The sequence below is a fragment of the Bradyrhizobium japonicum USDA 6 genome (genome assembly GCF_000284375.1).
Lineage (GTDB): Bacteria > Pseudomonadota > Alphaproteobacteria > Rhizobiales > Xanthobacteraceae > Bradyrhizobium > Bradyrhizobium japonicum.
This window is the reverse complement of record NC_017249.1, coordinates 2,817,699-2,842,759: the sequence shown is the minus strand read 5'-3', so window position 1 is coordinate 2,842,759 and position 25,061 is coordinate 2,817,699. Positions and strand designations below refer to the sequence as shown.

Here is a 25,061-nt window from a genome sequence, read left to right as displayed (position 1 = left end):
AATCCAGACTGTTATCGCGGACGGATTCTGGATTGCTTCGCTTTGTCGCAATGACGGCGTTGATGCCTCGCGTCCTACCGCATCGTGATCGCGAGCCCGCTCAGGTCCGCATTCGCCATCAGGCCGGTCTGGTAGCCCGACAGCTCAAGCACTGCGCCCTTCTGGTTGGTCAGCACGATGGCGCGGGCGCCGCGGCCGACGGCAAGGCCGGCACCGGCCGCACCATAGACGCCGGCGACGTCGGAGGGGCGGTTGATGTTGGAGACGCGGCCGCGCAGCACGGTCTTGGAGCCGCCGAAGACGAGGCCGTAGTCGAGCCCGCCGGTCGAGAGCCCATAGGAGCGGCCGCGGAAGTTCAGCACGCCCGAGCCGCCCGAACCGCCGATGATCCAGCCCGCCTTGTAGATCGTCAGCACCACGGTGCCGCCGTCGGCCATCGCCGAGGTCGAAAGGCCGGCAAGAGCGGCAATGGCGACCAGCGCGGCGCGGAAGGTGGTAGCGAGCTTCATGGGGCGTCTCCGGGGGCTATTTTTCAAGGGAGGATTCGAATCAGATGCGGCGAATGTATCCGATGGATCGCGGCGGCAACATGATGGAGCGATGTGGGGCGTGTGCGGTGCGCTCCCTCGCCCCGTTCTTACGGGGAGAGGGTTGGTGTGAGGGGCTGCTTCGGCATAAGCGGTAGGAGTTGGACTCGCGGCCCCCTCACCCGCCGCGCTCAGGCGCGCAAGTGTGCTGCCGAGCGCGTCGACCTCTCCCCGCAAGCGGGGCGAGGCGAAGGAAGAGTCCTCGCAAACGAGCACCACCGCCATGATGCCATCCTGCCCCTGTTTTGCCCGACGGAGCAAGCGAATTGTTCGGCTATACCGAATTTTAAACGCTGACGATTTCTACTGTGCATGGGGTTGTTTTCGCGTTTTTTGTTTTGCCCGCCTTCCCCAATGCCGATTGCAACTCCCCCGCATGTCGCTACGCTCGTGCGGGCGACGCGACCGTTCCATCCGAGGTGATCCCATGTCGATCCAGCATTTCGCACCCCCGCCGCACGTCAAGGCGCCGCCGCTGTCCTTTGCCACGCGTGCCGGCGATCTCCTGTTCGTCTCGGGCATTCCCGGCTTCGACGGCAATGGCGCGCTGCCGGACGGCTTCGATGCGCAGTTCGCCAACGTCGCCGTCAACATCAGGCGCGTGCTGGACGAAGCCGGCGCGACGGTCCGCGATCTCGTCAAGGTCAACGTTCTGCTCACGCGCGCCTCCGACGTCGCCGCGATGAACGCACTCTATGCCGGCGCGTTCGGCCCGCCGCCCTACCCGGCGCGCACCACCTGCGTCGTGCACGCACTGCCCGATCCGAAAATGCTGATCGAGATCGAGGCGGTTGCATCACTGGCGAAATGAGCCACGCTTAGCACATGTGTCTTGCCGCATGTGCCTTGGCGTATGTGTCTTGCCGAGCACTCGGCCGAACCAAGTGCACGGCTCCCTCTGACATATCCGTGAAACGGCCGCCCCTCGGCTTGCCAGGGACCTGCTTTTACCGCACGAATTTTCGGGTCACACTTCCCGACAAGGAGATTTTTCATGCGTCGCGTGCTCGCCCTCTGTGCCGTTGCCGGCATCGCCTCTTCCGTGTTTGCCGTGCCGGCGTCGGCAGCAGCCGGCTATTACGTGATCCGCTGGGACAACACCGGCATCTGCCAGGTCTGGAACGAGGAGCTGAAGTACAAGCCGTTCCAGTGGGGCGCGTCGACCTACAAGGTCGTCAGCAAGCCGGTCCCGACCTTCACCGCGGCTTCGGATCTCCAGATCAAGATGCGCTCGGAGCGCCGCTGCACGCTCTGAGCGTCACCGACGAATTTGATTTTGAGGGCGGGCCGCGCGAGCGACCCGCCCTTTTCCTTTGCAGCCGCGCGCTCGCTTTTGAGGCTCAAATGACGCATTTCCTGCGCGCACGCTTTGAACCTGATCAGCCGACGGAACTACTCACATCTTGTCCGGGGCGCATCCCCAAAAGCGCTCCACACAACCCCTCCCTTCATTGTCGGGAGGCGCATCACATCTTTCATTTGAGGAGCTGATCATGCGTCGTATTTCCGTGCTGTGTGCTGCTGCCGGTCTTGCCGTCACTGCCTTCGTCGCCGCGAGCCCTGCCGAAGCCAGCTATCACCTGATCCGCTGGCAGGACACCGGCTTCTGCCAGATCTGGGACGAGAGCATCCCGACCGCGCCGTGGCCGGCCGGCTATCACCGCGCCAGCACGACCGTGCCGACCTTCCTCGACGCGCTCGTGCTGAAGGACAATGCGCTGAAGGCCGGTCACTGCACCTGGTAAGATTCGATCGGCGGACGACAAGGGTCGGGCAAGGATGCGATGCTAGCATCCTTGCCCGTTCGCGTTTCCATCCAATTCCTGCGGGATCAGTCGATGCGCACGCTCACCACGACGGCAGCCATCTTCGCCTTGTCGTTCGCGTTCGTCTCCGCGGCGCCGGCGCAGGCCCCGCAATCCTTCCGCGTGATCTCGTCCATCTTCGGCCAGCTCGTCAGCTTCGCGATGCCGTCGAATTTCGCGGTGGTGTTCGAGAACACCAAAGGCGACCACTACATCCGCGAAGCCGTCGTCAAGGGCGAGACGCCAGAACGCTGGACGCAGATGATCACGGTCACCGGCGAGAAGGGCATGACGCTGAAGCCGGATGCATCGCCCGAAAATTTCGCGGGCACGATCGCCGGCGGCTTCAGATCGGCCTGCCCCGACAGTTTTGCGGCACAGCCGCTTGGCGCCATGACGTTCGGCCGCTTCGAGGCTTTCGCTGCCGTGATCGGTTGCGGCCGCATCGACAGCGGCCCCACCCGGCACAGCGAAACCGTGCTGCTGATCACGCTGAAGGGCAGCACCGACTATTACACCATCCAATGGGCCGAGCGCGGCCCCGAGACCGACGAGCCGCCGGTCAGGGACGAACGCTGGCAAACGCGCCTGAACGATCTCAACCCGATCGCCCTTTGCCCGATCGTGTCAGGCGAAGCCGCGCCCTATCCGAGCTGCGTGAACAAGAGCTGAGCGCCGCGAACTCACTCCGTAGGGTGGGCAAAGCAAAGCGTGCCCACCATTCTTCAACCATCACGAAGACGGTGGGCACGGCGCAAGTGCGCCTTTGCCCGCCCTACGAGATGTCGCCTCCCTACGCGTCCTTGTGCGCGCCGGGATGGATCAGGATGTCGCGTGCGGCGGCGAGGTCGATGAAGGCTTGCGCGCTGCCGCCCTGGTCGGGATGCTTGCCCTTGGCAGCGCGGCGGTAGGCCTGGTTGATGTCGTCGCAGGTGAGCTGCACGGCGAGCGGCAGGCCGAGCATCCTGCGGGCACGATCTTCGCTCGAGAGTTGCTTCGGCATGGCGTTGCGACGGCCGAAGCGCGGCGCAGTGAGATCATGGACGACCTCGAGGATCACGCCGACGCGGCGCTGGGCCGCCAGCGTGACGCTGTGATCGTCATTGTCCGCGGCCTGGCGCAGCACCGGAAGCGCCTGCTCGGCCGCCTGGCGCAGCGTGGCATCCGTGCTCATGCGCACGATCTCGGCGACGAGCCGGCCTGCCTCGGCCCAGTCGGCCGGCTGCGCCGCCCGCAGGCGTTCGAGAGCGAGTTTCCAGGATTCAAGCCGTCCGATCATGCGCGCAACGTTTAGCAATGAAGATCAGTATGCCAAGCCGGCCGTTTCCGACCCCTTAATTTCGAGTTAGCCTTTCATGAAACTTCGAAACGAATCCGGGAGGAAATTGTCATGGCATTGCTCGCAAACCACATCGCCGTCATCACGGGCGCCGGATCCGGCATCGGCCGGGCGATCGCGGCCGGCTACGCCCGCGAGGGCGCGCAAGTGGTGCTGCTCGACGTCAACGCCGACACGGTCGCGGAGGCCGCGCAGGAGATCCGCAAGGCCGGCGGCAAGGCCGAGAGCTTTGCGCTCGATGTGACGAAGCGTGACGACTGCTTTGCACTCGCCAGGCAGGTCGCCGACAAGGTCGGCCAGGTCTCGATCCTCGTCAACAATGCCGGCATCACCCGCCGCAACGCCTTCACCGCGGACACGGAGACCGTGGCGAAGGACTGGAACGACATCATCTCGCTCAACCTCAACGGCGTCTTCAACGTGACGCAGGCGTTCCTCGCGCCGCTGCGGGCCGCCAAGGGCCGCATCGTCAATATCGGCTCGATCCAGTCCTTCGTGCATCTGCGCACGCCGAGCTCGGCGGCGTACACGACCTCGAAGCACGGCGTGCTCGGCTTCACCAAGGCACTTGCGGTCGAGCTCGGCAAGGAAGGCGTGCGCGTCAACGCAATCGGGCCGGGCTTCATCGAGACCAACATCAACGCCAACGTGCGCGCGACCAATCCGGCGCTGGTGCAGGCCTTCGTCGATCACACCCCGCTGGCGCGCACCGGCAAGCCCGACGACATCGTGGGCCCCGCGATCTTCCTGGCGTCGGATCTGTCGGCCTATGTCACGGGGACAATCGTGATGGTGGACGGCGGGTACCGGACGGTGTGAGCGGGCGCGCAAAATCGGCCCGCATCGCTATGCATCCCGTGCCAATCGCGGCACCTTCGCGGCAATCCCAAGGTCAATTGGTGCGATCGCCCGCGATTAACCTTTGATTAACCAAACCCGCCCACCGTAGATCTACGGCTAGGGGGCCGTTGGTTCTCGATCGCTTCCAAAGATGGAAGCGGGCGTTGATCGGGAGGTGTGTTGATGACCACTGTTCATGTCGCTGCGTCCGATCCGGGCGCGCAATTTCTTGCCCCTAACGAAATCGTTCCGCTGTTGATCGGCGCGACCGTCGACGAGGTCGAGCGCGAGCTCGTGCTCCAGACGCTCGCACGCTGCGACGGCAACCGCACGCGCGCATCGCGCGTGCTCGGCCTGTCGGTGCGCACGTTGCGCAACAAGATCAGGATCTATGCGGCGTCCGGCATCGACGTGCCCGCGTATCACGACTAGCACGCGACGTGGCACGATTGGTGTTGATCAAGCCCGGCGCGAAGCGCCGGCGGAATTGCTGCTGTCGTCAAACGCCGCTAAGTAGCTTGCTTCCGGTCGAGGGAGCGGTGGCGTGGCAGACGAACAGAAACGGCAGGGACCGCAAGGTCCGCGCGGACGGCAGGGCGAACCCGGACGGCCGGGGCCGCAGGGGCATCCCGGCCGGCGTGGCCCGGACGGCCAGCGCGGCAAGCCGGGACCGCAAGGCAAGCCCGGGGCGGCCGGAAAAGCCGGAGCGCAGGGCAAGGCCGGCCTGCCGGGCAAGCCCGGCGAAGCCGGCGCGCGGGGCGCGGCCGGGCCGCAGGGGCCGGCGGGGCCGCAAGGCCCTCGCGGCGAGCCCGGACCGCCCGGCCAGCTGCCGTCGATCGAGCAGCTGCTGCCGTGGCTCGATCAACTCTTCGACGCCTGGGACGAGCGCCGCCGCCAGCGCGAGCGCGAAGCCGCCGAGCGCGAGGCGCTGGAAGCCGCCGTGCTTGAGGTTGACGAGGCGATCGTCGATGACGACGCGGACGACGGCGAAGGCGACGATCACAGGAAGAAGAAGAAAAAGAAGAAGCGCGGCCACAAGGACTAGCCGGGCGGAAGTTGCTTCGATGCCCCAGAGGATTCATCCTTGCACGGCAGCATGCCCATGCGCTCGAACTGCCAGCGCATGGCGCGGTACCAGAGATAGCCGACCAGCGTGCCGAGCAGCGTCAGGATGACGAGGTTGACGCTACTGTAGGAGCCGCTCCACCACATCATCCATGCGGTCCACAGCACGGTGAAGGTGACGGCACCTGCTTTGAGAGGGATAAGGGGGCGGCTCATGGTCGTGCTCCGGGCTGTCAAAACCCCGGCAGACATCATGCAGGTAGAGGCCGCTCTCACCGTGAGCCAGATCACGGAACGGACGCAGGAGACCGGCTAACCGAACCGCAGCCGCGAGCGCTCCTTGGCCTTCTCCGCCTCGACCTCTCGGTCGCGCGCCGGCGCATGGGTATGCAGCGAGGTCAGGAGCTTTCGCGCAGCCTCCGAGACCTCCGCCACCGCGCGGTCGAAGGCCTCTTCATTGGCCTGCGACGGCTTGTTGAAACCGGAAAGCTTGCGCACGAACTGGAGCGCGCTGGCGTGGATCTCGTCCTCCGTCGCCGGCGGCTCGAAGTTGAACAACGTCTTGATGTTGCGGCACATGCAGGCTCTCCCGTAGCTATTTCCTGGCGGTGTTCCCCTGAGGACGATCGGCGAGGCCGAAATCCTACATCCCGGGAGCGGCCGTGTCATAGGCAGGACCAGCCATATCTGATCCGCAATTATTCCCCTTGCGCGCCGCACCATCGGGGAATGTTTTTCGGGGGCGATGATAGGTCCGGTCTCGATCCTCCGTGACCAGCTGATAAGATCGCGTCCAACGCGGCCGCCGACCATGAGCCGCATGGGGAGAGAAAAACATGAAAACGTCTTGCGCGGCGCTAGCGGCCATCCTGCTGTCCATTGCAATGCCGGCCATGGCCGCCGATTATCCAGCGCCGAAGCAAGGCGACTGGATCGCCAAGGACTTCAAGTTCCACACCGGCGAGACCATGCCGGAGCTGAAGCTGCATTACACCACCGTCGGTGAGCCCTCAGGCCAGCCCGTGCTGGTGCTGCACGGCACCGGCGGCTCGGGCGCGAGCATGCTGTCGCCCGCCTTCGCCGGCGAGTTGTTTGGCCCGGGACAGCCGCTCGACGCGTCCAAATATTACATCATCATTCCCGACGCGATCGGCCACGGCAAATCGTCAAAGCCGTCCGACGGCATGAAGACGAGCTTCCCGAAATACAATTACGACGACATGGTCGAGGCGCAGCATCGCCTCGTGAAGGAAGGCCTCGGCGTCAAGCATCTGCGGCTCGTGATCGGCAATTCGATGGGCGGCATGCAGACCTGGCTGTGGGGCGAGAAATATCCGCGGGAGATGGACGCGCTGGTGCCGATGGCCTCGCAGCCGACGGAGATGGCCTCACGCAACTGGATGATGCGGCGGATCATGCTCGACACCATCAGCAACGATCCAGACTACAACGGTGGCAACTACACCAGCCAGCCGCGCATGATGAAATACGCCATCACCGCCTACGGCATCGCCAGCATCGGCGGCACGCTCGCCTATCAGCAGCAGGCGCCGACCGCGGCCAAGGCCGACAAGATCGTCGACGAACGGCTGGCCACACCGATAACGTCCGATGCCAACGACTTCCTCTACCAGTGGGGCTCCTCGCAAGACTACAATGCCGGCGACAAGCTCGAGCAGATCGAGGCGACGCTGCTGCTGATCAACTCCGCCGACGACGAGCGCAACCCGCCGGAGACCGGCATCACGGACGCCGCAATGAAGCGGGTCAAGAACGGCAAGCTGTATCTGATCCCCGCGAGCACCGAGACGCGCGGCCACGGCACCACCGGCAACGCGAAATTCTACGTCGAGCAGATCAGGCAGTTGCTGCAAACCGCGCCGCAGCGGACGATGTGAGACGAGCAGCAAGACAGCATGTCGAACGCTCGCTTTCGCAAGGCTGCGCTGGCGCTTCCCGGCGTCATCGAAGGCGCACATCACGGCCATGCCGACTTTCGCGTCGGCAAGCGCGTGTTCGCGACGCTGGGCTATCCCGATGAAAAATGGGGCATGGTAAAGCTCACTCCTGACCAGCAGGACGTGCTCGTCGACGCGGAACCGGAGATGTTTCGTCCGGTCCCCGGCGCCTGGGGCAGGAGCGGCAGCACGAATGTGAAGCTGGCGAAGATCGACCAGGTGACGTTGCGGAGCGCACTCGAGATGGCATGGCGCAATGTCGCGCCGAAATCGCTGCTTGCATCGCTCGAGACGCGATAGGAAGGACCGTACGCGCAGGTCCGCACCGTGCGTCTGGCCGGCCGCCCATACCGCAACGCATCAAATGCGGCGCCTCTCGCGCCGCATATTATTTGAGCATGCATTGCGCTGACAGCTCGGGCTTAATCGCATCAACGATACGAATCGAACGCGACGGAGGATCGCATGCACAGGCTCGCGCTGTGCGTTTGGCTGGCCGCGACGATGGCGCAGACGAGCGCCGCGTCCGCGTTCGATAACGGCCAATACGACAATGTGCCGCCCGACATCCGCGCCTGGTTCAAGAGCGTGATCGCGCCGAACGGCGTGCCCTGCTGCGACATCTCCGACGGCCATCGCACCGACTACGATGTTCGAGGCGGCACCTATTGGGTACCGATCGAGGGACAGTGGATGGAGGTGCCTGAGCGCGCCATCATCCGCGATCGCGGCAATCCGGTCGGCCAGGCCGTTGTGTGGTACGTCCACCACCGCGGCGCCATCATCATCAGTTGCTTCGTGCCGGCCGATGCGGTGTAGGCCACTCAGGCCTTGAGGTCTCGCTTGGGCGAGGCCTCGACATATTCGATGTCATCGTCGAAATCGTCGAGCGCGGCACGAACGGATTTGGCGTCGGCTTCGGCGACGGTGAAGATCGCGGCGAGGTTTTGCCGCTTCTGTCCCGGAAACAGGCTCTCGGCGGCATAGCCGGCATCGCCGAGCGTCTTGATGATCATGCGCCGCCGGCGCTGATCGACATGGTCGTGGAATTTGAATTGCACGGACATGCTGAGAAGCTAGCCGCTCGCGGCGCCCGATCAAGGTCGCAGAATCTATTTTTGTCCCTTTCTCGCCGGCTTCGCCTTTGCAGCTTTCTTGGCAGTCTTCTTGGCAGCCTTCTTGCCCGATTTTCTTGCAGGTTTCGCGCGGCCAAGCGCAGCGGCAACATCCAGCAGGCCGGCGCCGTACTCCGGCGTAAAATCCTTGCCTCGCATCGACGGCAATTTGGTCGCAGTCGCGATCAGGCGACTGGCGACCGCAAGCCCGGCCGCCCTGGATTTCGTCTTGTTGATGTAGACGAGTGCAGCGGCGCCCGTCACATGCGGTGTTGCCATCGACGTCCCGGGCCAGGAATCGTAGCTGGTATGGTCGGCGAAGCTTGCCTTCACCCGGGGCACCGTCGACAGGATGTTGACGCCCGGCGCGACCAGCTTGATGTGCTTCCCCGTATTGGAGAACGAGGCGCGCCGATGGGACTCGTCGACGGCGCCAACTCCGATCGTGTCCGCGTAGCCCGCCGGGTATTCCTTCGGATTGCCGTCCTCGAACTCGTTCCCCATCGCGGTGGAGATGACAACGCCGGCATCGATTAGTGCGGCGAAGGCCGTCGCTTCCGTCTTTGAATGGTCCTCGCCACCAATGCTGAGGTTGATGACCTTGATGTTGGAATCGAGCGCGGCCGCAAGCGCCTTGCTGTAGAAATCGAAGTTGAAATTCTCGTCGTCGCCTGCGCGCTTGGGATCGTCGAACACCTTCCAGCAGTGCAACCGGCAATTGGCCAGGCCTGCGATACCGGCCGAATTATTGACCACGGCCGCGATCGTGCCGCTGACATGGGTGCCATGACCGAGAAAATCACGTGCTCCGTTGCCGTCGTGCCTGTAGTCCTCGATCGCGTCTACGAGATCGGGATGTCCGGCGTCGACACCGCTATCGAGCACAGCGACATGAACCCGCCCCGCACCTGGCCGCGGTCGATCGAACCACCTGATGGCGCGAAGGCCCCACTGCCGGATCTTCATGGGATCGGCGGCGGCACTGAGCCACCGGTTGGGAACGGGCTCGACCAGATCCACCGCCCTGGAGGCGCGCAGGCGCTTCAGGATGCCTGCATCAACCTTCCCGTCCTTCAACCGCACGATCTGAAATCCGGCCAGCGCCTCCCGCGGCGGCGCCGTTGCGGAGCGTGCTATCGAGCGATGGACCGCGGCCAAAGCCATCGCCTGGGGCTGCGCGGGTGTCTCATCGTCGCCGACCACGAACAGCGGCTTCATCGACTGAAGCCCGAAATTGTCGTGCAGGAAATCGATCGGACCTCTGACGTCGTCGGGCATCGCAGCCATCAGCGCGCGTGACGTGGCCGCCTGAAGCGAGACCGCCGCGATCTGCCGGACAGCGGCCGGCTTCAACCGAACGATCAATTGTCCCGGGACATGCTTGCGACGGCGCGGCCGATCGCCCGCGACCCGCATTGCCTGCGTTGGGGCCATGACGAATTCCTCGCTTGAAAAACAACAAAATACGACACCCGTTATAAGCGAAATTTCTGGTCTACGCCACCTGCGCCGCGCCGTGGCTACACCGGGCCGCACCTGCTATTTCGGGGATAGCGGTCGAGCCGGAGAATGCTATCCTGTGTCCCTCAATCAGGGAGACCTTCGTGACCGATCTCTGCGCCGAAGACCTCGCCACCATCTATGCCAAGCCGAGCCCACGCGTGATCGCAAAGGCGCGTCCCGCGATCGATGCGCATGCGAAGAAATTCATCGAGATGTCGCCGTTCTGCGTGCTTGCAACGTCAGGCGTCGACGGCAGCGTCGATGCATCGCCGCGCGGCGGAGGGGTTGGCTTCGTCCGTGTCGCCGGCCCCAACCAGGTGCTGATGCCCGACCGTGCCGGCAACAACCGGATCGACAGTTTCCGCAACGTCGTCGAAGGCTCGGGCTTCGTGCATCTGCTGTTCTTCGTCCCCGGCATCGACGAGACGCTGCGCGTCGGCGGGCGCGGCACGCTCTCGGCCGATCCGGATCTGCTCGCATCGATGGTGGAATTCGGCAAGCCGCCGCGCGCGGTGCTGAACGTCGCGGTCAGCGAAGTCTATTTCCACTGCGGCAAGGCGCTGATGCGCTCGAAGCTGTGGGCACCGGAGAAGGTGCAGCGCTCGGTGATGCCCAGCATCGGCCAGGTCATTCACGACCAGACGGGCCTGGGGGAGCCGGAGAGCCAGGAGATCGTGGAAGAGCGCTACAAGACGCAGTTGTAGGTAGCGCTGCAATCACAGTGTCGTCCCGGAGAAGCGAAGCGCAGATCCGGGATCCACAGCCACAGGAAGTGGTTTGGCGAAGTCCCGGAGATACCAGCTCGCGCCGCAATTACTCCCTGTGGTTATGGGTCCCCGCGCGCCATGCGCAATTGCGCACTAGGCGGGGACCACATCCAGCATGCGGCCAACGCCCGAGCTTAGTGCCCCTCGCCCTCGAGCCCGCCGACGTGCTTCTGCGTGTAAAGTTCGAGGCCGATGCGGCCAATCAGGTCGAGCTGGGTTTCGAGGAAGTCGATGTGGTGCTCCTCGTCGCTCATCAGCTTCTCGAACAGGTCACGCGTGACGTAGTCCTTGGCGCCGTTGCAATAGCCGGCGGCCTCCTGGTAGAGCGCCCGCGCGCTCATCTCGGCGGCGAGATCGCACTCGATGATCTCCTTGACGTTCTGGCCGATGCGCAGGGGGTCGAGCACCTGCATGTTCGGGAAGCCGTCGAAGAACAGGATCCGCTCGGTGAGCTTGTCGGCGTGCTCCATCTCCTCGATGGACTCCTTGCGCCAGACCTTGGCCATGTCCCGCAGGCCCCAATTGTCGAGGAAGCGGTAGTGCAGCCAATATTGGTTGATTGCAGTCAGCTCGTGGCGCAGCGCCTTGTTGAGATAGTCGATGACTTTTGCGTCGCCCTGCATGATGCACTCCAAATCTTGCGTCCAAATCGGCCCTAACCGACTTTAGAACGCTTCTAAATCAGTTTAGGGACGAGAGCAACCGGCCACGGGGACGCAGCCGGGGAAAAGCTCAGCCGAAATTGCGGAAGTTTTCAGCAGGCCGCGAGGGCGAACTGGGTGAGTTCGGCCGTCTCGTCATTGGCGGCCACGGTGTGGCTGTGTGGGCAGCCCGAGCAGCAGGACTTGGCACAGGGACCAAGCGCCTCGTCGATGATGGTCTTGATGGTACGGGCGCAGCGGCCGCATTCGGCGCTGCAACCGAGGCATCCATAGACCTGCTTGGCATGACGTACAGCGTCGTCGGACTCGGCGACCGCGGCTCGGATGTCGTCATCGCTCAGCACGTTACAGGAACAAACGATCATGGAAGCGGCAGGCCCTTCGGTGATGCGTCATCATCGATATTTAAGGGGGCGTCCGGATGCAAAGGGAAAAACCGGTATTTGAAGCTATTCCAAACTGGCCTGGAAACAGCCTAGAACGGCTCTAAATTAGGGCGTTGCGCTGGATCAAGATTTTGGCGGACCTAGTCACCGCCACCGCCTCCACCACCATCGCCGCCACCGCCGCAATCCCCGCCACTGCTACCGCTATCGCTACTTGAACAGCTGTCGCTCGAGCTCCCGGAACTGTCGCTGGAAAACCAACTCCCCAGCGAGAAGCCGTCGCTGGCCCCTGAATAGCCGTCGCCGCCGCTCCCTCCGTCATTGCCGGCACCGGCGCGAGAGCGCCGTCCGCGGTTCTGGAGATGGGTGAACCAGCCATACCCAATCGCGAAAACGACCCCGGCAGCGATCAAAGTATTCATCATCGCGTTGCCCATTGTCGTCTCCCTCGCGGACCTGCGATCCATTAATTGGTCGCCAGCGGCGAAGGTGCCGTTCATTGATCATTCAAACGAAGTATGGAACTTTACCCCCCAAAGAGTTCCCGCCCGTTTGTGCGAAAGGTCAAGCCAATGAAGAAGTTCTTACTGACGGTCCTCGCCGTCGCCACCCTGGCCCTCTCGGCCGGGACACCGGCCCACGCACAGCGTGGTGTCGCCGCCGGCGTGGCCGCCGGGATCATCGGTGGCGCCATTGTCGGTGGCGCGCTGGCTTCTCCGTATTATTACGGACCCGGTCCGGGCTACTCCTATGGCCCCGGCTATTACCCGCCCCGCTACTACGCGCCGGGTCCCGGCTATGTCGCCGACGACTATTACGGTGACGGCTGCGTCTGGCAGCGGCAGCGCTTCTGGGATGGCTACGCCTGGCGCAGCCGCCGCGTCAGAGTCTGTGGCTGAGGCGCGCTGAACCAGTTCGCTACGGACGCGCCGTTCATCTCCGGGCCTGAAAAAGACCGCTTTTTCTCGTCACAGCTCCGTGCGCGTTTACCGTGGATTGACCAATTGCGCGCTTCCTAGCTGCACGGTCGATTTCATCAGAGTGTGCGTGAACCTTTGAAACCCGGACGCTCCTAACAAGGGACGTCCATCTCCCAGGAGAGCCAAGAGCATGAAGAAGACTTTTGTTGCCGCCCTCACGGTTGCGACGATCGCCGGTTCGCTGGTGACCGCCACTCCGTCCGCGAAGGCCCATGACGGCGTCGGCGCCGGCATCGCAGCCGGCCTGATCGGTGGCGCCATCGTCGGTGGCGCCATCGCGTCGAGCCGTCCCGCCTATGGCGGACCGGTCTACGTGGCCGAGCCACCGCCGCCCGCGCCCTGCTACTGGCAGCGCCAGCGCTATTGGGACGGTTACGGCTGGGTCGTCCGCCCGGTTCGCGTTTGCTACTGATCTGATCGCAATATCCGATCGCATGGCGCATCCGCGCCGCGATCGAAGCCCGGCCGAGCACCTCGGCCGGGCTTTTTCTTTGGCGAAGAGTTGAGGCCGCTACCGCGCCGCCTGGATCGAGCGCAGCACCTCTTCGCTCGGCCAGCAATCGACCTTGAGGCCTGCCGACTTCTGGTAGGCGCCGAGCGCCGCGCGCGTCTGCATCCCGGCCTTGCCGTCGATCTTGTCCTTGTAGAGCCCGACGCGCGTGAGCCCGCGCTGCATGGTCTCGACGTCCTTGGTGCGCAACTGCCTGGAGGCCGCCCATTGTGTCGCGAACGGCAGCGGGCTCGTCATGCGGTCGCCGAGATGGCCGACGAACAGCACGTAGAGGTCTGAGAAATTGTACTCCTTGATGACGAAGTAGTTCTTCGTCGTCAGGAACGACGGGCCGTAAATGCCTTCCGGCTGCAGCAGCGAGGCCGGCTGCGCCTGCTCGGCAGCGCTCAGCTTCTCGCCACGCACCGGCACAAAACCTTCGCGCAGCCACTGGCCGATCGGCTTCGTCACCTCGGGCACGCCGCTGGTGCAATCGACCTTGGCCGGCGCCTGCACCTCGTAAGCCCAGCGCACGCCGCTCTGCCAGCCCTTGTTGACGAGCTGCTGCGCGGCCGAGGCCAGAGCATCCGGCACCGAATGCCAGATGTCGATGCGGCCGTCGCCGTCGAAGTCGACACCGTGCTTGTAATATTCGGACGGCAGGAATTGCGTGAGCCCGGTGGCGCCTGCCCAGGACGAGCGCATGTCCTTGCGCGTCACCACGCCCTCGCCGAGGATCTTCAGCGAGAGGATGAACTCGTTGCGATAGGTGTCCTTGCGTCGCCCGACATAGGCCTGCGTCGCCAGCACGCGCACGAGATCGTAAGGCAGCGTGTATCGGCCGTAATCGGTCTCGCGGCCCCAGATCGCGAGCATGATGGTGGCCGGCACGCCGGATTTCTTCTCGATCTCGCTCAGCGCCGGACGATATTTTTGCAGCAGCCGCTGCCCCTCGCCCGCAAGTCGCGCGATCGAGGCTTCCTTGACGTAATCGGCAGGCACCTGCACGAACTCGGCCTGCGACGGCGCACCGGTGGCCGGCCGCCCGGGCAGGATGAGATCGGGCAGCTTGTAATCAGGCTCGAGCCCGCGCGTCTGCTCATCGAATGTCGCGCGCGACACGCCGGCGGCCTGCGCCTCCGGCCAGAGCGAGGCGATGAACTGCGTGAAGGCGGCGTCGGCAGCGCGGGCGGGCGACAGGCCGCAGATGATGGTGATCACCGCAGCTATGAGCGCCCGCCGCATCATGCCCTCATCACCGCGTCAGCTTCTTGTACTTCACGCGGTGCGGAATGATGCTGTCCTGGCCGAGCCGGCGCATCTTGTCCTTCTCGTAGTCCTGGAAGTTGCCTTCGAACCACTCGACGTGGCTGTCGCCTTCGAAGGCCAGGATGTGGGTCGCGATGCGGTCGAGGAACCAGCGGTCATGGCTGATGATGACGGCGCAGCCGGCAAAATCCTCCAGCGCCTCTTCGAGCGCGCGCAGCGTGTCGACGTCGAGATCGTTGGTCGGTTCGTCGAGCAGCAGGACGTTCGCGCCGGACTTCAGCATCTTGGCGAGATGCACGCGGTTGCGTTCACCGCCGGAGAGCGCACCGACCTTCTTCTGCTGGTCGGCGCCCTTGAAGTTGAACGACGAGCAATAGCCGCGCGAGTTCACTTCCTTCTTGCCGAGCAGGATCAGCTCGTTGCCGCCGGAAATCTCCTCCCACACGTTCTTGTTGCCGTCGAGCGCGTCGCGCGACTGGTCGACATAGCCGAGATGCACGGTCTCGCCGACCGTGATCATGCCCTTGTCCGGCGTTTCCTGCTTGGTGATCATCTTGAACAGCGTGGTCTTGCCGGCGCCGTTGGCGCCGATCACGCCGACGATGCCGCCGGGCGGCAGCTTGAAGGTGAGATCGTCGATCAGCAGGCGATCGCCATAGCCTTTGCTGAGGCCTTCGAAGTCGACGACGTTGGCACCGAGCCGCTCGGCGACGGGGATGATGATCTGCGCGGTCTGGGTCTGCTTCTCGCTCGCCTGCTTGAGCAGCTCCTCGTAGCGCTGATAGCGCGCCTTGGACTTGGCCTGACGCGCCTTCGGCGAGGACGCGACCCATTCCTGCTCGCGGGCGATCGTCTTCTGATGCGCGGCGTCCTCGCGGCCTTCCTGCTCGAGCCGCTTCTGCTTCTGCACCAGCCAGGACGAGTAATTGCCCTCGTAGGGAATGCCCTTGCCGCGATCGAGCTCGAGAATCCAGCTCGTGACGTTGTCGAGGAAGTAGCGATCGTGGGTGACGATCAGGATCGCGCCGGGATAGGTACGCAGATGGCCTTCCAGCCAAGACACCGACTCGGCGTCGAGGTGGTTGGTCGGTTCGTCGAGCAGCAACAGCTCGGGCTGGTCGAGCAGCAGTTTGCACAGCGCGACGCGGCGGCGCTCACCGCCCGAGAGTTTCGTGACGTCGGCATCGTCGGGCGGACAGCGCAGCGCGTCCATGGCCTGGTCGACCTTGCTGTCGAGATCCCAGAGGCCCTGGGCCTCGATCTCGTCCTGCAGCTTGGTCATCTCGTCGGCGGTTTCTTCCGAATAGTTCATCGCCAGCTCGTTGTAGCGATCGAGGATGGCCTTCTGCTTGGCGACACCCAGCATGACGTTCTCGCGCACGGAGAGCGCCGGATCGAGATGCGGTTCCTGCTCGAGATAGCCGACGCGGGCGCCCTGGGCGACCCAGGCCTCGCCGTTATACTCCTTGTCGAGGCCGGCCATGATCTTGAGCAGCGTCGACTTGCCCGAGCCGTTGACGCCGAGCACGCCGATCTTGGCGTCCGGGTAGAACGACAGATGAATGTTATCGAGCACCTTCCGGGTCGGATAGCTCTTGGTCAGGCCCTGCATGAAATAGATGAACTGGCGCGCCATCGGTCCCGTGAAACCTTCGATTTGAGGAAATTTGCTTGCCGCCGATGTAACGATCCCGCCCTCAAAGGGCAATGTTTTCCCTCCGTTCACCACGGATCAATACGGAATGGACACCATCCGGCCGCCGATCCGGACAATTGAAACCATTTTTTAATAAAGTGGGCCAAAGCTCGTCATGGCGCCGAAAAAGACGCCACCCGCGGCAGAAGCGGCGGGGAGAACAGCGAGGCCGCATCATGGCTCTGATCGAGACCAATTCCATAGCCGTTCCGGCACGAGCCGGTAGCGCTTCCGGACTCGTCACGGAGATCAAGGGCTTCTGGAAGCGCTTCTTCGCCACCGCTTTCAACCCTTACCGCCCCGAGCTGCACTACATGCGTGGTCCCGGCCCCGCCTGGCGCGCCAAGCACGGCATGGACACCCCGCTCCGCCTCAAGCCCCGCGACCTCTGACCCCTTCGCTCCTATCGGATTTTTGAACACGTCAGCTGCTTGCGCGCGGGCGCGATTGCGCGCAACCATGGCCAGCTTCCGACGATGGCGCTCCCCGCCTGGCGCCGTCACCTCTCGCCATGGATGAAAGCTGATGACGCGGCTACGCTGTGCAATTCTCGACGACTATTTCAACCTCGCCCTCGACGTCGCCGACTGGCAAAAACTGTCCGACCGCGTCGACGTCACCGTGTTCAGCCATCCCTTTGCCTCGGAGCAGGCCGCGGCGAGCGCGCTGGCCGATTTCGAGATCATCTGCGCGATGCGCGAGCGCACGGCGTTCCCCAAGAGCCTGTTCGCGTCGCTGCCGAAGCTGAAGCTGCTTTTGACCTCCGGCATGCGCAACGCCTCGATCGACATGGAGGCGGCGAAGGCGCAAGGCGTTGCCGTCGGCGGCACGCAATACTCCCGCGATCCGACCGCGCCGCTGACGATGGGCCTGATCCTCGAACTGACCCGCGGCATCGGCCGCGAGAATGCGCGCATGCATGCCGGCGAGCCCTGGCAGACCTTTGCCGGTGTCGAGATCGAGGGACTGACGCTCGGCGTCGTCGGGCTCGGCAAGCTCGGCAGCAAGATGGCGGGCATCGCGAAAGCATTCGGCATGAACGTGATCGCCTGGAGCCCGAACCTCACGCCGGAGAAGTGCGCGGCAGCCGGCGTCGGCTACGCCACCAAGGAGGAGCTGTTCGCCAAGGCCGACATCGTCACCATCCATGTGGTGCTGAGCGATCGCTCGCGCGGACTGGTCGGGGCTGCCGATCTCGCGCGGATGAAGCCGACGGCCTTCCTCGTCAACACCGCGCGCGGCCCGATCGTGGACGAGCAGGCGCTGCTGGAGGCCTTGCAGCAGCGGAAGATCGCGGGCGCCGGCATCGACGTGTTCTCGGTCGAGCCGCTGCCGGTCGACCATCCCTTCCGCAAGCTCGACAATCTCGTGCTGACGCCGCATCTCGGCTACGCCACCGAGGACGGATTACGCATCCACTACGGGCAGATGGTCGAGGCGATCGACGCCTTCACCCGGGATCGCGAGCTGCCGCGCAAGCTGGCCTGAAACGAAAAGGGCGTGCCGACGGCACGCCCTTCACTGATTTGAATTGTCTCGCAGCGCTCAGCGCACGGTGACCGGCGCGGGCAGCGGCGGCACCACCGTCGGCTGGGTGCCCGGGACGGGGCCGGCCTGCGCGGCCATCGGAGCCGGACCGGCGGCGCCCGGCGGCGGCGCAGCGGAGGCAGTCGCCGTTCCCGGCGGCGGGCCACCCGGCATCACCACCACACGGGTGCCAACCTTGACGCGGTCGAACAGGTCGGAGACGTCCTCGTTCAGCATGCCGATGCAGCCCGACGACACGAACTTGCCGATCGTCGAAGGCTGGTTGGTGCCGTGGATGCGGTAGACGGTCGAGCCGAGATACATCGCGCGCGCGCCGAGCGGATTGCCGGGGCCGCCGGCCATGAAGCGCGGCAGATAGGGCTGGCGCTCGATCATTTCGGTCGGCGGATGCCAATCCGGCCATTCGGCCTTGCGGGTGATCTTCTGCACGCCGGTCCAGGTGAAGCCGTCGCGGCCGACGCGGACGCCGTAGCGGATCGCACGGCCGCCTCCGAGCACGTAATAGAGATAGGTGTTCGGCGTATCGACCACGAGGGTGCCGGCCGGCTCCTTGGTCTGGAACGAGACCTCCTGGCGGCGCAGGTTCGGCGCCAGCTGCGCGGGAGCCGCGTCGGGCTGCTCCTCGGGCGGCAGCGAAGCGATCGTCATCGGCCGGCCGTCGGCACCGACGGGCGCCTGACCGGACTGGACCGTCCCGGTCGCGGCGGGGCCGCCAATGGCCTCCGGCGGACGCAGGCCGTCCCTGCCGGGTGCCTGACCCGGGCGATCGGCATAGATCACCGCGGGCGGGCCGGCGGGGCGGCCATAGCGGGGATCGTCGGGCGACATCACGGGACCCTGCGGCGCCGCCGAATAGACCGGCGGAGCACCAGCTGGACGGCCATAGCGCGGATCATCGGGCGACATCACCGGCCCCTGCGGCGGGGCGGCGGAATAGACCGGCGGAGGGCCAGCCGGGCGGCCGTAGCGCGGATCGTCGGCCGGACCGGGCGGCGGCAGCGACGCCTGCGGCATCGCGTCGTCTTCATCGTCCAGCGAGTCGAAATTCGGCGTGCGGTCGCCGGGGCGATATTCGGCCGGAGCGCCATAGCTCGGCGCCTGCTGGACCGGATAGCTCTGAGCCTGTGCGAGCGAGGTTCCCGCCGCAGCGACTGTTGCGGCAGCGCATATCGTCAGAAAATGTTTGATCATCATCGCTCTTGTATAGTCCCCGAGCCCATCCGGACCGTTAACGGCCAGATGACCGAAGATAGCGGCACATTCAAGACATTACAGGCTGATTTGTGCCTGAGTTAGCGATTTGTGATGCAGGTACACACAGTTGCCCCGTTGCATCACGGGGCGGAAATCGCATCGGGCCGTGGATTGCCGGAGTCTCCGGCCCCGAATTTAAGGGAACGACGCGGAGGCGTTGCGATATGTTCGAATCAGCCTGATTCGCCTCCGCTTTGAGCTTCCGTCCCGGCGTGGCGAACGGCAATCAGTACCGTCACCGCGTTCAGATGGCTCTTGGGTCCCGGCCGCCACCCGCCGGGGCGGAAATTCGTAACCCGTCCGATGCTTCCCGGCTTTCGCTTCCTGTTTGCCGCGATCCTGCTGTCAACCTCCATCCTGGTGTTCGGACTAGGTGCCGCCGCGCTGCTGCGGGCTACCCACGAGCAGTATGTCAGCAACCCCTCCTGGCGGAACGGCCCGCAAGAGAAGGTGTTTGCGCAAAGCCCGGAGCCGGCCCAGCCGGTGCTCGCGGCGCTCCGCGCCGAGCCGGAAGCGGCCGCCGAGCCCACGCCATCGCTGCGTGACCGGGTGCCGACCATCGGCTTGCCGGTGAATGAGCCCGAACAGGAGGCCGCCCTGACGACCGAGCCCTACGTGCCGCCGCAGGTCACCGAGGCCGCGGTTCCCGCCGCCGAACCGGTGCAGGCCGAGGCCACAACGGAAGCCATCGCGCCGGCTCCTGCCGACACACTCACCCCGGCCGACACAACGGCATCGATCCCCGAGGCCGCGCCTGCCGTGACCGCCAGCGAACCGGCGCCGGCTGATCCCGGTGCGGCCCTCGCCTCCCCGACGCCCGACACTGCCCCGGCCAAGGTGGCCGCGCTGAACGATCCGGCGGCGACGGCCTCGCAGGATGCGCCGGCGAAGGCGAAGGGGGACACCAAGCGGGACGCGAAGGCGGACGGCAGCGCCTCGGACAGCAAGGCTGCCAAGCACCACGCGAAGGCGAAGAAGCGGCACCGCGTGGTGCGGCGTCCTCCGCCTCAGCAGCTGCGGCAGAGCTATGATCCGTTCGGTCAGCCGCAGATGCTGGCGACAACGGCCACGCGCACGCGCCAGTAAGGTTACGCCGGCCCGGTCGCGACCGGCGGGCCGCCGGCCTGGCCCCATTCCGACCACGAGCCGTCATAGAGCGCGGTGTCGGTGATGCCGAGGCGATAGAGCGCGAGCGTCAACACGCCGGCGGACACGCCCGAGCCGCAGCTCGTCACGATCGGCGCATCGAACTCGACGCCAGCGTTCGCGAAGGCGGCGCGCAAGTCCTCGAGCGGCTTCATGGTGCCGGTCGCGGCATCGAACAACTGATTGTAGGGCACGTTGCGCGCGCCCGGGATGTGGCCGGAGCGGATGCCCGCGCGCGGCTCGGGCGCGCGGCCCTCGAAGCGGTCGGCGGCGCGTGCGTCGATCACCTGCTCCTTGCTGCTTTCGACGTTGGCGATCAGCTGCTGCATGCTGCGCACGCGTTTTGAATCGTAGCTCGCCCTGAACGTCGCGGGCTTCGGCCTCACCTCGCCGCTCTCGACCGGACGCCCCTCGGCGCGCCACTTCTTCAGCCCGCCATTGAGGATGCGTACATTGCTGTGGCCGAAAGCCAGGAACATCCACCAGGCGCGGGGGGCCGCGACCCAGCCGCCGGCATCGTAGAGCACGACGGTGTCGGCATTGGAGATGCCGAGTTGGCCTGCGTCACGGCCGAACTGCTCGGCGCTCGGATACATGTGCGGCAGCGGATTGGAATGATCCGACACCGCGTCGACGTCGAAGAACACGGCGCCCGGCAGATGGGCAGCGAGATAATCGTCCTTCGGCAGTGGCAGCACGCCCGGCAGCTTGAAGCTGGCGTCGAGGATCTTGACGTTGGCGTCGTTGATGTGAGCGGCGAGCCATTCGGTGGAGACGAGGGGGTCGGTGGCGGTCATTGGTTTTTCCTTGTCATTCCGGGGCGCGCGAGGCGCGAACCCGGAATCCATCCGGCCGCGGAGTTGGTGGACGAATGGATTCCGGGCTCGCGACTTCGTCGCGCCCCGGAATGACGGCGGAGATAGTTAGCCCTTCTTCTTCGGCTCCCACTGCTCCACCGGCCCGCCGGCATCGCGCCAGGCGGCGTAGCCGCCGGCGATGTGGGCGACGGGCTTCAAGCCCATGTCCTTGGCGGTCTTCGCCGCGAGCGCGGAGCGCAGGCCACCGGCGCAATGGAAGACGAATTTCTTGTCTTCCTGGAAGATCGGTTTTGCGTAGGGGCTCTGCGGATCGATCCAGAATTCGAGCATGCCGCGCGTGCAGGCGAACGCGCCGGGGATGCGGCCGTCGCGCTCGATCTCGCGGGGGTCGCGGATGTCGACGATGACGACATCGCCGTTCTTGGAGATCTCGATGGCCTCCTTGGCGTTGAGCGTCTCGATCTCGGCATTGGCCTCGTCGATCAGCGCCTTGATGCCGCGGGTGATGGTCTGGGGCATGTGGTTCTCCCTCTTGTCGGCTGCTGCGCGTCCGTCCGGACTGACGGCGCAGCTAGTGCGTCAATTCCTTCATCGCACCCTCGAGCCCCTCGATCGTGATCGGGTACATGCGGTTGGCGAAGATGCGTTTGATGATGGTGGTCGATTCCGAATAGTCCCAATGCTTCTGCTGCACCGGATTGAGCCACACCGTATGCGGATAGGTGCGGATGATGCGGTCGAGCCAGACCGAGCCCGGCTCCTCGTTGACATGCTCGACCGAGCCGCCCGGCACCATGATCTCGTAAGGCGACATCGAGGCGTCGCCGACGAACACGACCTTGTAGTCGTGCGGGTATTTGTGCAGCACGTCCCAGGTCGGCGTGCGGTCGGTGAAGCGGCGCTTGTTCTGCTTCCACACGCCTTCATAGAGGCAGTTGTGGAAGTAGAAATACTCCATGTGCTTGAACTCGCTCTTGGCCGCCGAGAACAGCTCCTCGACCTGCTCGATATGCGAATCCATCGAGCCGCCGATGTCGAAGAACACCAGCAGCTTCACCGCATTGCGCCGCTCGGGCCGCATGTGGACGTCGAGATAGCCGTGATTGGCAGTCTCGCGAATGGTGGTGTCGAGATCGAGCTCATCAGGCGCGCCGGTGCGCGCGAACTTGCGCAGGCGCCGCAGCGCCACCTTGATGTTGCGGATGCCGAGCTCGACATTGCCGTCGAGATCCTTGAACTCGCGCTTGTCCCACACCTTCACGGCACGGTTGTTGCGGTTCTTCTCCTGGCCGATGCGCACGCCTTCGGGATTGTAGCCATAGGCGCCGAACGGCGAGGTGCCGGCGGTGCCGATCCATTTCGAGCCGCCCTGGTGCCGGCCCTTCTGCTCCTCGAGACGCTTCTTCAGCGTCTCCATGAGCTTGTCCCAGCCCATCGCCTCGATCTGCTTCTTCTCCTCCTCGCTGAGGTATTTCTCGGCGAGCTTCTTCAGCCACTCCTCGGGGATCTCCGCCTTCTCCATGGCGTCGAGCAGGCTTTCCAGCCCCTTGAACACCGTGCCGAAGACGCGGTCGAACTTGTCGAGGTTGCGCTCGTCCTTCACCAGCGAGGTGCGCGACAGATAGTAGAAATTCTCGACCGAATAGTCCGACAGATCAGCGTCGAGCGCCTCCATCAGCGTGAGGTATTCGCGCAGCGTCACGGGGACCTGCGCATCGCGCAGAGAAGTGAAGAATTGGAGGAACATGGGTAACAGATTGCCCGTCGGGGGCGAACGTCAAGGGGCCGAGCCCGCCGCGGGACGCTGGACCGGTCGGCTTTTTGCTCTAGAATTGACCGTCTGACGGGGTTGTTTTGGGGACGTTTGCAATGGGGATTCTCGCAGCGCTCATCATTGGCGCGATCGCCGGCTGGCTTGCCGGCAAGATTGTCCATGGGGCGGGATTTGGGTTGATCGGCAACATGGTCGTCGGCATCATCGGCGCGCTGGTGGCGAGCTGGGTGCTGCCGCAACTGCATGTTGCGCTGGCCACCGGCACGATCGGCGCCATCGTGGATGCCACCATCGGCGCGGTGATTGTGCTCGTCATCCTTTCGCTGATAAAACGGGTCTGAAAGCCTGACCGAACCAGGAACGGCCGCCATGAGCGGCCGTTCCGTTTGTTGGACCAGGGCGATGCCCGGCCGACGACCAACAAGGACGCGCGATGAAATTTACCGGCACCAAGGACTATGTTGCGACCGACGATCTCAAGGTCGCCGTCAATGCCTCGATCGTGCTGGAGCGCCCGCTGCTCATCAAGGGCGAGCCCGGCACCGGCAAGACCGTGCTGGCGGAGGAAGTGGCGAAGGCGCTGAACGCGCCGCTTTTGACGTGGCACATCAAGTCCACCACCAAGGCGCAGCAGGGCCTCTACGAATACGACGCGGTATCGCGCCTGCGCGACAGCCAGCTCGGCGATGCCCGCGTGTCTGATATTAAGAACTACATCAAGCGCGGCAAGCTGTGGGAGGCCTTCACCGCCGAGCAGCGCCCGGTGCTCTTGATCGACGAGATCGACAAGGCCGACATCGAGTTTCCGAACGACCTTCTGCTCGAGCTCGACCGCATGGAATTCCATGTCTACGAGACCGGCGAGACGATCAAGGCCAAGCAGCGCCCGATCATGATGATCACCTCCAACAACGAGAAGGAGCTGCCGGACGCGTTCCTGCGCCGCTGCTTCTTCCACTACATCAAGTTCCCCGACGCCGACACGATGGGCCGCATCGTCGACGTCCACTTCCCCGGCATCAAGAAGCGCCTGGTCGAGGAAGCCCTGCGCATCTTCTTCGAGGTGCGCGAGGTCCCGGGGTTGAAGAAAAAGCCGTCGACGTCGGAGCTTCTGGACTGGCTCAAGCTGCTGCTCAACGAGGACATGAGCGTCGAGCAACTCCGCGAACGCGACCCGCGCAAGCTGATCCCGCCGCTGCACGGCGCGCTGCTCAAGAACGAGCAGGACGTGCACCTGTTCGAGCGGCTGGCGTTTTTGAGCCGACGGGAAGTGTGAGCGCGAGCTCGCTTGCGATAGCGCTCCGCTGCAGCCCCACCACCGGTGTCATGCCCCGGCTTGACCGGGGCGCCGCAGCCTCTCGGTTCAATCACAATCGCCTCTGGAATACTGGATCGCCCGGTCAAGCCGTGCGATGACAGCGGAGGTTGAGGCACAGTGCTTCAGCAGCACAGGGCATGATGCCAAAAGAGCTCGAAACGATCGTTCTTGGGGTTGAGCTTCCCTGCCATATATTCAGTCGCCGGTTCGAACAGTATCTATTCTTTGACGCCGACATCTGCACCTCCCAACCGTTAGCTACCGCAATTCGGCAAGCGACTACGATATGCTTCGGCTTGGACGTCGATAGGGATGTGTACGCCAGTTCGAGCCGGTCCTACCTGAGGCAATTGGCAAGCGACTCTGATTGGCCTCTTGAAATCACTGCGCTCGGCAACACCATGCGCGAAGAGGGCGACGTCTATGGACTGGCTCTTGTGGACAGCCAGGACAGATGGGCGGCTCACCAGCCCAGCCCGGTGGATGTTGGCGTTCTCGCAATTGATAGCTCTCAAGAGCTCATGAGTATCGAAGCTGTCAAGGACTGCTTCTTCTCACTGAATGATATCAGAGGCTGGCTTTCGCGCCGAACGCCACGCGATCGTGAATTGGTCGATGTCTTCGGCGAGGAGTTTCTGACGACGCTCCTGACAGATTACTCCTAGATGGCAGCGACACCGTCGGCGGGTTAGCGCCAACAACCACCTATTCTGCCGCTGCACCGACAAAAGCGGTGGATTA

General features: G+C 64.4%; 34 protein-coding genes. 19 read left to right on the top strand and 15 right to left on the bottom strand.

From position 1 onward, the window contains the following. Window positions 1-74: 74 nt before the first annotated feature. Entirely contained in the window at window positions 75-509 is a 435-nt protein-coding gene (locus BJ6T_RS13315; protein WP_028152303.1) for a hypothetical protein, read from the bottom strand. Between the two features lie 505 nt (window positions 510-1,014). Here BJ6T_RS13315 and BJ6T_RS13310 point away from each other — a divergent pair. From BJ6T_RS13310 to BJ6T_RS13295, 4 genes are all read left to right on the top strand, one after another. Further along, window positions 1,015-1,398 carry a RidA family protein gene (locus tag BJ6T_RS13310; protein ID WP_014492890.1) on the top strand — a complete coding sequence of 128 codons (384 nt, stop codon included), beginning with the start codon at window positions 1,015-1,017 and terminating at the stop codon, window positions 1,396-1,398. A 183-nt stretch (window positions 1,399-1,581) separates the two neighbouring features. Further along, window positions 1,582-1,842 carry a hypothetical protein gene (locus BJ6T_RS47140; RefSeq protein WP_014492889.1) on the top strand — a complete coding sequence of 87 codons (261 nt, stop codon included), beginning with the start codon at window positions 1,582-1,584 and terminating at the stop codon, window positions 1,840-1,842. A gap of 238 nt (window positions 1,843-2,080) precedes the next feature. Next, window positions 2,081-2,332, top strand: a complete 252-nt coding sequence (locus BJ6T_RS13300) for a hypothetical protein (protein ID WP_014492888.1) — start codon at window positions 2,081-2,083, stop codon at window positions 2,330-2,332. 93 nt (window positions 2,333-2,425) lie between these two features. Next, window positions 2,426-3,064, top strand: coding sequence for a hypothetical protein (locus tag BJ6T_RS13295; RefSeq protein ID WP_028170645.1), 639 nt, complete (start codon window positions 2,426-2,428; stop codon window positions 3,062-3,064). Between the two features lie 121 nt (window positions 3,065-3,185). On the opposite strand, the gene BJ6T_RS13290 is transcribed toward BJ6T_RS13295, so the two are convergent. Further along, complete coding sequence (locus BJ6T_RS13290) at window positions 3,186-3,671, bottom strand: hypothetical protein (protein WP_014492886.1); 486 nt, start codon at window positions 3,669-3,671, stop codon at window positions 3,186-3,188. Window positions 3,672-3,782: 111 nt separating this feature from the next. On the opposite strand from BJ6T_RS13290, the gene BJ6T_RS13285 reads away from it, so the two are divergent. The 3 genes from BJ6T_RS13285 to BJ6T_RS13275 all read left to right on the top strand — a co-directional run bounded on the left by BJ6T_RS13285 (window position 3,783) and on the right by BJ6T_RS13275 (window position 5,616). Then, a complete protein-coding gene (locus BJ6T_RS13285) occupies window positions 3,783-4,550 on the top strand; it encodes an SDR family NAD(P)-dependent oxidoreductase (RefSeq protein WP_014492885.1) in 768 nt (255 codons plus the stop codon). A gap of 204 nt (window positions 4,551-4,754) precedes the next feature. Next, window positions 4,755-5,003, top strand: coding sequence for a helix-turn-helix domain-containing protein (locus tag BJ6T_RS13280; RefSeq protein WP_014492884.1), 249 nt, complete (start codon window positions 4,755-4,757; stop codon window positions 5,001-5,003). Window positions 5,004-5,115: 112 nt separating this feature from the next. Next, the gene (locus tag BJ6T_RS13275) at window positions 5,116-5,616 is read left to right on the top strand and encodes a collagen-like protein (protein ID WP_014492883.1); all 501 of its coding nucleotides are present in this window, start codon (window positions 5,116-5,118) and stop codon (window positions 5,614-5,616) included. On the opposite strand, the gene BJ6T_RS13270 is transcribed toward BJ6T_RS13275, so the two are convergent. Both BJ6T_RS13270 and BJ6T_RS13265 read right to left on the bottom strand, forming a co-directional pair. Next, entirely contained in the window at window positions 5,613-5,852 is a 240-nt protein-coding gene (locus BJ6T_RS13270) for a hypothetical protein (RefSeq protein WP_014492882.1), read from the bottom strand. The two genes, BJ6T_RS13275 and BJ6T_RS13270, sit on opposite strands and share 4 nt — an antisense overlap. Before the next feature lie 96 nt (window positions 5,853-5,948). After that, complete coding sequence (locus BJ6T_RS13265) at window positions 5,949-6,215, bottom strand: DUF2277 domain-containing protein (protein WP_014492881.1); 267 nt, start codon at window positions 6,213-6,215, stop codon at window positions 5,949-5,951. Between the two features lie 257 nt (window positions 6,216-6,472). On the opposite strand from BJ6T_RS13265, the gene BJ6T_RS13260 reads away from it, so the two are divergent. The 3 genes from BJ6T_RS13260 to BJ6T_RS13250 all read left to right on the top strand — a co-directional run bounded on the left by BJ6T_RS13260 (window position 6,473) and on the right by BJ6T_RS13250 (window position 8,413). Further along, entirely contained in the window at window positions 6,473-7,534 is a 1,062-nt protein-coding gene (locus tag BJ6T_RS13260; protein ID WP_014492880.1) for an alpha/beta fold hydrolase, read from the top strand. Window positions 7,535-7,552: 18 nt separating this feature from the next. Then, on the top strand, window positions 7,553-7,894 hold the full coding sequence (locus tag BJ6T_RS13255) for an MmcQ/YjbR family DNA-binding protein (protein WP_014492879.1): 342 nt from the start codon (window positions 7,553-7,555) through the stop codon (window positions 7,892-7,894). Window positions 7,895-8,059: 165 nt separating this feature from the next. Continuing rightward, window positions 8,060-8,413, top strand: a complete 354-nt coding sequence (locus BJ6T_RS13250; RefSeq protein ID WP_014492878.1) for a hypothetical protein — start codon at window positions 8,060-8,062, stop codon at window positions 8,411-8,413. 5 nt (window positions 8,414-8,418) lie between these two features. Here the strand turns inward: BJ6T_RS13250 and BJ6T_RS13245 are convergent, their stop codons facing one another. Both BJ6T_RS13245 and BJ6T_RS42535 read right to left on the bottom strand, forming a co-directional pair. Then, window positions 8,419-8,661: a hypothetical protein gene (locus tag BJ6T_RS13245; RefSeq protein ID WP_014492877.1), complete on the bottom strand. Its 243-nt coding sequence runs from the start codon at window positions 8,659-8,661 to the stop codon at window positions 8,419-8,421. Window positions 8,662-8,706: 45 nt separating this feature from the next. Next, window positions 8,707-10,143, bottom strand: coding sequence for a S8 family peptidase (locus tag BJ6T_RS42535; RefSeq protein ID WP_014492876.1), 1,437 nt, complete (start codon window positions 10,141-10,143; stop codon window positions 8,707-8,709). A 170-nt stretch (window positions 10,144-10,313) separates the two neighbouring features. Between BJ6T_RS42535 and BJ6T_RS13235 the strand changes: the two genes are divergently transcribed. Further along, window positions 10,314-10,916: an MSMEG_1061 family FMN-dependent PPOX-type flavoprotein gene (locus BJ6T_RS13235; RefSeq protein WP_014492875.1), complete on the top strand. Its 603-nt coding sequence runs from the start codon at window positions 10,314-10,316 to the stop codon at window positions 10,914-10,916. 197 nt (window positions 10,917-11,113) lie between these two features. On the opposite strand, the gene bfr is transcribed toward BJ6T_RS13235, so the two are convergent. The 3 genes from bfr to BJ6T_RS48235 all read right to left on the bottom strand — a co-directional run bounded on the left by bfr (window position 11,114) and on the right by BJ6T_RS48235 (window position 12,464). Continuing rightward, on the bottom strand, window positions 11,114-11,602 hold the full coding sequence (gene bfr / locus BJ6T_RS13230; protein ID WP_014492874.1) for a bacterioferritin: 489 nt from the start codon (window positions 11,600-11,602) through the stop codon (window positions 11,114-11,116). Window positions 11,603-11,733: 131 nt separating this feature from the next. After that, a complete protein-coding gene (locus BJ6T_RS13225; protein ID WP_014492873.1) occupies window positions 11,734-12,006 on the bottom strand; it encodes a (2Fe-2S)-binding protein in 273 nt (90 codons plus the stop codon). A 161-nt stretch (window positions 12,007-12,167) separates the two neighbouring features. Beyond that, on the bottom strand, window positions 12,168-12,464 hold the full coding sequence (locus tag BJ6T_RS48235; protein ID WP_028170644.1) for a hypothetical protein: 297 nt from the start codon (window positions 12,462-12,464) through the stop codon (window positions 12,168-12,170). A 135-nt stretch (window positions 12,465-12,599) separates the two neighbouring features. Here BJ6T_RS48235 and BJ6T_RS13220 point away from each other — a divergent pair, with 135 nt between their 5' ends. Next, window positions 12,600-12,926, top strand: coding sequence for a hypothetical protein (locus tag BJ6T_RS13220; protein ID WP_014492872.1), 327 nt, complete (start codon window positions 12,600-12,602; stop codon window positions 12,924-12,926). Window positions 12,927-13,137: 211 nt separating this feature from the next. Then, a complete protein-coding gene (locus BJ6T_RS13215) occupies window positions 13,138-13,419 on the top strand; it encodes a hypothetical protein (protein WP_014492871.1) in 282 nt (93 codons plus the stop codon). A gap of 99 nt (window positions 13,420-13,518) precedes the next feature. On the opposite strand, the gene BJ6T_RS13210 is transcribed toward BJ6T_RS13215, so the two are convergent. Next, entirely contained in the window at window positions 13,519-14,745 is a 1,227-nt protein-coding gene (locus BJ6T_RS13210) for a lytic murein transglycosylase (RefSeq protein WP_028156295.1), read from the bottom strand. Between the two features lie 7 nt (window positions 14,746-14,752). Next, window positions 14,753-16,402, bottom strand: coding sequence for an energy-dependent translational throttle protein EttA (gene ettA / locus BJ6T_RS13205; RefSeq protein ID WP_014492869.1), 1,650 nt, complete (start codon window positions 16,400-16,402; stop codon window positions 14,753-14,755). Between the two features lie 236 nt (window positions 16,403-16,638). Between ettA and BJ6T_RS13200 the strand changes: the two genes are divergently transcribed. Next, complete coding sequence (locus BJ6T_RS13200) at window positions 16,639-16,854, top strand: hypothetical protein (RefSeq protein WP_014492868.1); 216 nt, start codon at window positions 16,639-16,641, stop codon at window positions 16,852-16,854. Between the two features lie 133 nt (window positions 16,855-16,987). Beyond that, window positions 16,988-17,950, top strand: coding sequence for a D-2-hydroxyacid dehydrogenase family protein (locus BJ6T_RS13195; RefSeq protein ID WP_014492867.1), 963 nt, complete (start codon window positions 16,988-16,990; stop codon window positions 17,948-17,950). Between the two features lie 57 nt (window positions 17,951-18,007). Here the strand turns inward: BJ6T_RS13195 and BJ6T_RS13190 are convergent, their stop codons facing one another. Further along, entirely contained in the window at window positions 18,008-19,201 is a 1,194-nt protein-coding gene (locus BJ6T_RS13190; RefSeq protein WP_039229092.1) for a L,D-transpeptidase family protein, read from the bottom strand. Window positions 19,202-19,567: 366 nt separating this feature from the next. Between BJ6T_RS13190 and BJ6T_RS13185 the strand changes: the two genes are divergently transcribed. Further along, the gene (locus BJ6T_RS13185; RefSeq protein ID WP_014492865.1) at window positions 19,568-20,350 is read left to right on the top strand and encodes a hypothetical protein; all 783 of its coding nucleotides are present in this window, start codon (window positions 19,568-19,570) and stop codon (window positions 20,348-20,350) included. 2 nt (window positions 20,351-20,352) lie between these two features. On the opposite strand, the gene sseA is transcribed toward BJ6T_RS13185, so the two are convergent. From sseA to BJ6T_RS13170, 3 genes are all read right to left on the bottom strand, one after another. Beyond that, window positions 20,353-21,207, bottom strand: coding sequence for a 3-mercaptopyruvate sulfurtransferase (sseA, locus tag BJ6T_RS13180; RefSeq protein WP_014492864.1), 855 nt, complete (start codon window positions 21,205-21,207; stop codon window positions 20,353-20,355). A 126-nt stretch (window positions 21,208-21,333) separates the two neighbouring features. Continuing rightward, complete coding sequence (locus BJ6T_RS13175) at window positions 21,334-21,747, bottom strand: rhodanese-like domain-containing protein (protein ID WP_014492863.1); 414 nt, start codon at window positions 21,745-21,747, stop codon at window positions 21,334-21,336. Window positions 21,748-21,799: 52 nt separating this feature from the next. Beyond that, complete coding sequence (locus BJ6T_RS13170) at window positions 21,800-22,975, bottom strand: vWA domain-containing protein (RefSeq protein ID WP_014492862.1); 1,176 nt, start codon at window positions 22,973-22,975, stop codon at window positions 21,800-21,802. 122 nt (window positions 22,976-23,097) lie between these two features. Here BJ6T_RS13170 and BJ6T_RS13165 point away from each other — a divergent pair, with 122 nt between their 5' ends. The 3 genes from BJ6T_RS13165 to BJ6T_RS13155 all read left to right on the top strand — a co-directional run bounded on the left by BJ6T_RS13165 (window position 23,098) and on the right by BJ6T_RS13155 (window position 24,985). After that, window positions 23,098-23,343 (top strand): GlsB/YeaQ/YmgE family stress response membrane protein, encoded by a 246-nt coding sequence (locus tag BJ6T_RS13165; RefSeq protein ID WP_014492861.1) that lies wholly within the window; start codon window positions 23,098-23,100, stop codon window positions 23,341-23,343. 92 nt (window positions 23,344-23,435) lie between these two features. Continuing rightward, window positions 23,436-24,278, top strand: coding sequence for an AAA family ATPase (locus BJ6T_RS13160; protein ID WP_008140272.1), 843 nt, complete (start codon window positions 23,436-23,438; stop codon window positions 24,276-24,278). A 179-nt stretch (window positions 24,279-24,457) separates the two neighbouring features. Then, complete coding sequence (locus tag BJ6T_RS13155) at window positions 24,458-24,985, top strand: hypothetical protein (protein WP_014492860.1); 528 nt, start codon at window positions 24,458-24,460, stop codon at window positions 24,983-24,985. The last annotated feature ends 76 nt before the right edge of the window (window positions 24,986-25,061 follow it).

What these genes read in the sequence shown, in the direction of transcription:
- BJ6T_RS13215 (WP_014492871.1), top strand. Translation starts at nt 13,138, where the DNA reads ATGAAGAAGACTTTTGTTGCCGCCCTCACGGTTGCGACGATCGCCGGT.
- BJ6T_RS13190 (WP_039229092.1), bottom strand. Translation starts at nt 19,201, where the DNA reads ATGATCAAACATTTTCTGACGATATGCGCTGCCGCAACAGTCGCTGCG.
- bfr (WP_014492874.1), bottom strand. Translation starts at nt 11,602, where the DNA reads ATGCAGGGCGACGCAAAAGTCATCGACTATCTCAACAAGGCGCTGCGC.
- BJ6T_RS13245 (WP_014492877.1), bottom strand. Translation starts at nt 8,661, where the DNA reads ATGTCCGTGCAATTCAAATTCCACGACCATGTCGATCAGCGCCGGCGG.
- BJ6T_RS47140 (WP_014492889.1), top strand. Translation starts at nt 1,582, where the DNA reads ATGCGTCGCGTGCTCGCCCTCTGTGCCGTTGCCGGCATCGCCTCTTCC.
- BJ6T_RS13300 (WP_014492888.1), top strand. Translation starts at nt 2,081, where the DNA reads ATGCGTCGTATTTCCGTGCTGTGTGCTGCTGCCGGTCTTGCCGTCACT.
- BJ6T_RS13220 (WP_014492872.1), top strand. Translation starts at nt 12,600, where the DNA reads ATGAAGAAGTTCTTACTGACGGTCCTCGCCGTCGCCACCCTGGCCCTC.
- BJ6T_RS13310 (WP_014492890.1), top strand. Translation starts at nt 1,015, where the DNA reads ATGTCGATCCAGCATTTCGCACCCCCGCCGCACGTCAAGGCGCCGCCG.
- BJ6T_RS13285 (WP_014492885.1), top strand. Translation starts at nt 3,783, where the DNA reads ATGGCATTGCTCGCAAACCACATCGCCGTCATCACGGGCGCCGGATCC.
- BJ6T_RS13160 (WP_008140272.1), top strand. Translation starts at nt 23,436, where the DNA reads ATGAAATTTACCGGCACCAAGGACTATGTTGCGACCGACGATCTCAAG.
- BJ6T_RS13210 (WP_028156295.1), bottom strand. Translation starts at nt 14,745, where the DNA reads ATGATGCGGCGGGCGCTCATAGCTGCGGTGATCACCATCATCTGCGGC.
- BJ6T_RS13270 (WP_014492882.1), bottom strand. Translation starts at nt 5,852, where the DNA reads ATGAGCCGCCCCCTTATCCCTCTCAAAGCAGGTGCCGTCACCTTCACC.
- BJ6T_RS13295 (WP_028170645.1), top strand. Translation starts at nt 2,426, where the DNA reads ATGCGCACGCTCACCACGACGGCAGCCATCTTCGCCTTGTCGTTCGCG.
- BJ6T_RS13155 (WP_014492860.1), top strand. Translation starts at nt 24,458, where the DNA reads ATGATGCCAAAAGAGCTCGAAACGATCGTTCTTGGGGTTGAGCTTCCC.
- ettA (WP_014492869.1), bottom strand. Translation starts at nt 16,402, where the DNA reads ATGGCGCGCCAGTTCATCTATTTCATGCAGGGCCTGACCAAGAGCTAT.
- BJ6T_RS13260 (WP_014492880.1), top strand. Translation starts at nt 6,473, where the DNA reads ATGAAAACGTCTTGCGCGGCGCTAGCGGCCATCCTGCTGTCCATTGCA.
- BJ6T_RS13250 (WP_014492878.1), top strand. Translation starts at nt 8,060, where the DNA reads ATGCACAGGCTCGCGCTGTGCGTTTGGCTGGCCGCGACGATGGCGCAG.
- BJ6T_RS13170 (WP_014492862.1), bottom strand. Translation starts at nt 22,975, where the DNA reads ATGTTCCTCCAATTCTTCACTTCTCTGCGCGATGCGCAGGTCCCCGTG.
- BJ6T_RS13175 (WP_014492863.1), bottom strand. Translation starts at nt 21,747, where the DNA reads ATGCCCCAGACCATCACCCGCGGCATCAAGGCGCTGATCGACGAGGCC.
- BJ6T_RS13315 (WP_028152303.1), bottom strand. Translation starts at nt 509, where the DNA reads ATGAAGCTCGCTACCACCTTCCGCGCCGCGCTGGTCGCCATTGCCGCT.
- sseA (WP_014492864.1), bottom strand. Translation starts at nt 21,207, where the DNA reads ATGACCGCCACCGACCCCCTCGTCTCCACCGAATGGCTCGCCGCTCAC.
- BJ6T_RS48235 (WP_028170644.1), bottom strand. Translation starts at nt 12,464, where the DNA reads ATGGGCAACGCGATGATGAATACTTTGATCGCTGCCGGGGTCGTTTTC.
- BJ6T_RS13185 (WP_014492865.1), top strand. Translation starts at nt 19,568, where the DNA reads ATGCTTCCCGGCTTTCGCTTCCTGTTTGCCGCGATCCTGCTGTCAACC.
- BJ6T_RS13195 (WP_014492867.1), top strand. Translation starts at nt 16,988, where the DNA reads ATGACGCGGCTACGCTGTGCAATTCTCGACGACTATTTCAACCTCGCC.
- BJ6T_RS13165 (WP_014492861.1), top strand. Translation starts at nt 23,098, where the DNA reads ATGGGGATTCTCGCAGCGCTCATCATTGGCGCGATCGCCGGCTGGCTT.
- BJ6T_RS13290 (WP_014492886.1), bottom strand. Translation starts at nt 3,671, where the DNA reads ATGATCGGACGGCTTGAATCCTGGAAACTCGCTCTCGAACGCCTGCGG.
- BJ6T_RS13200 (WP_014492868.1), top strand. Translation starts at nt 16,639, where the DNA reads ATGGCTCTGATCGAGACCAATTCCATAGCCGTTCCGGCACGAGCCGGT.
- BJ6T_RS13265 (WP_014492881.1), bottom strand. Translation starts at nt 6,215, where the DNA reads ATGTGCCGCAACATCAAGACGTTGTTCAACTTCGAGCCGCCGGCGACG.
- BJ6T_RS13280 (WP_014492884.1), top strand. Translation starts at nt 4,755, where the DNA reads ATGACCACTGTTCATGTCGCTGCGTCCGATCCGGGCGCGCAATTTCTT.
- BJ6T_RS42535 (WP_014492876.1), bottom strand. Translation starts at nt 10,143, where the DNA reads ATGGCCCCAACGCAGGCAATGCGGGTCGCGGGCGATCGGCCGCGCCGT.
- BJ6T_RS13255 (WP_014492879.1), top strand. Translation starts at nt 7,553, where the DNA reads ATGTCGAACGCTCGCTTTCGCAAGGCTGCGCTGGCGCTTCCCGGCGTC.
- BJ6T_RS13225 (WP_014492873.1), bottom strand. Translation starts at nt 12,006, where the DNA reads ATGATCGTTTGTTCCTGTAACGTGCTGAGCGATGACGACATCCGAGCC.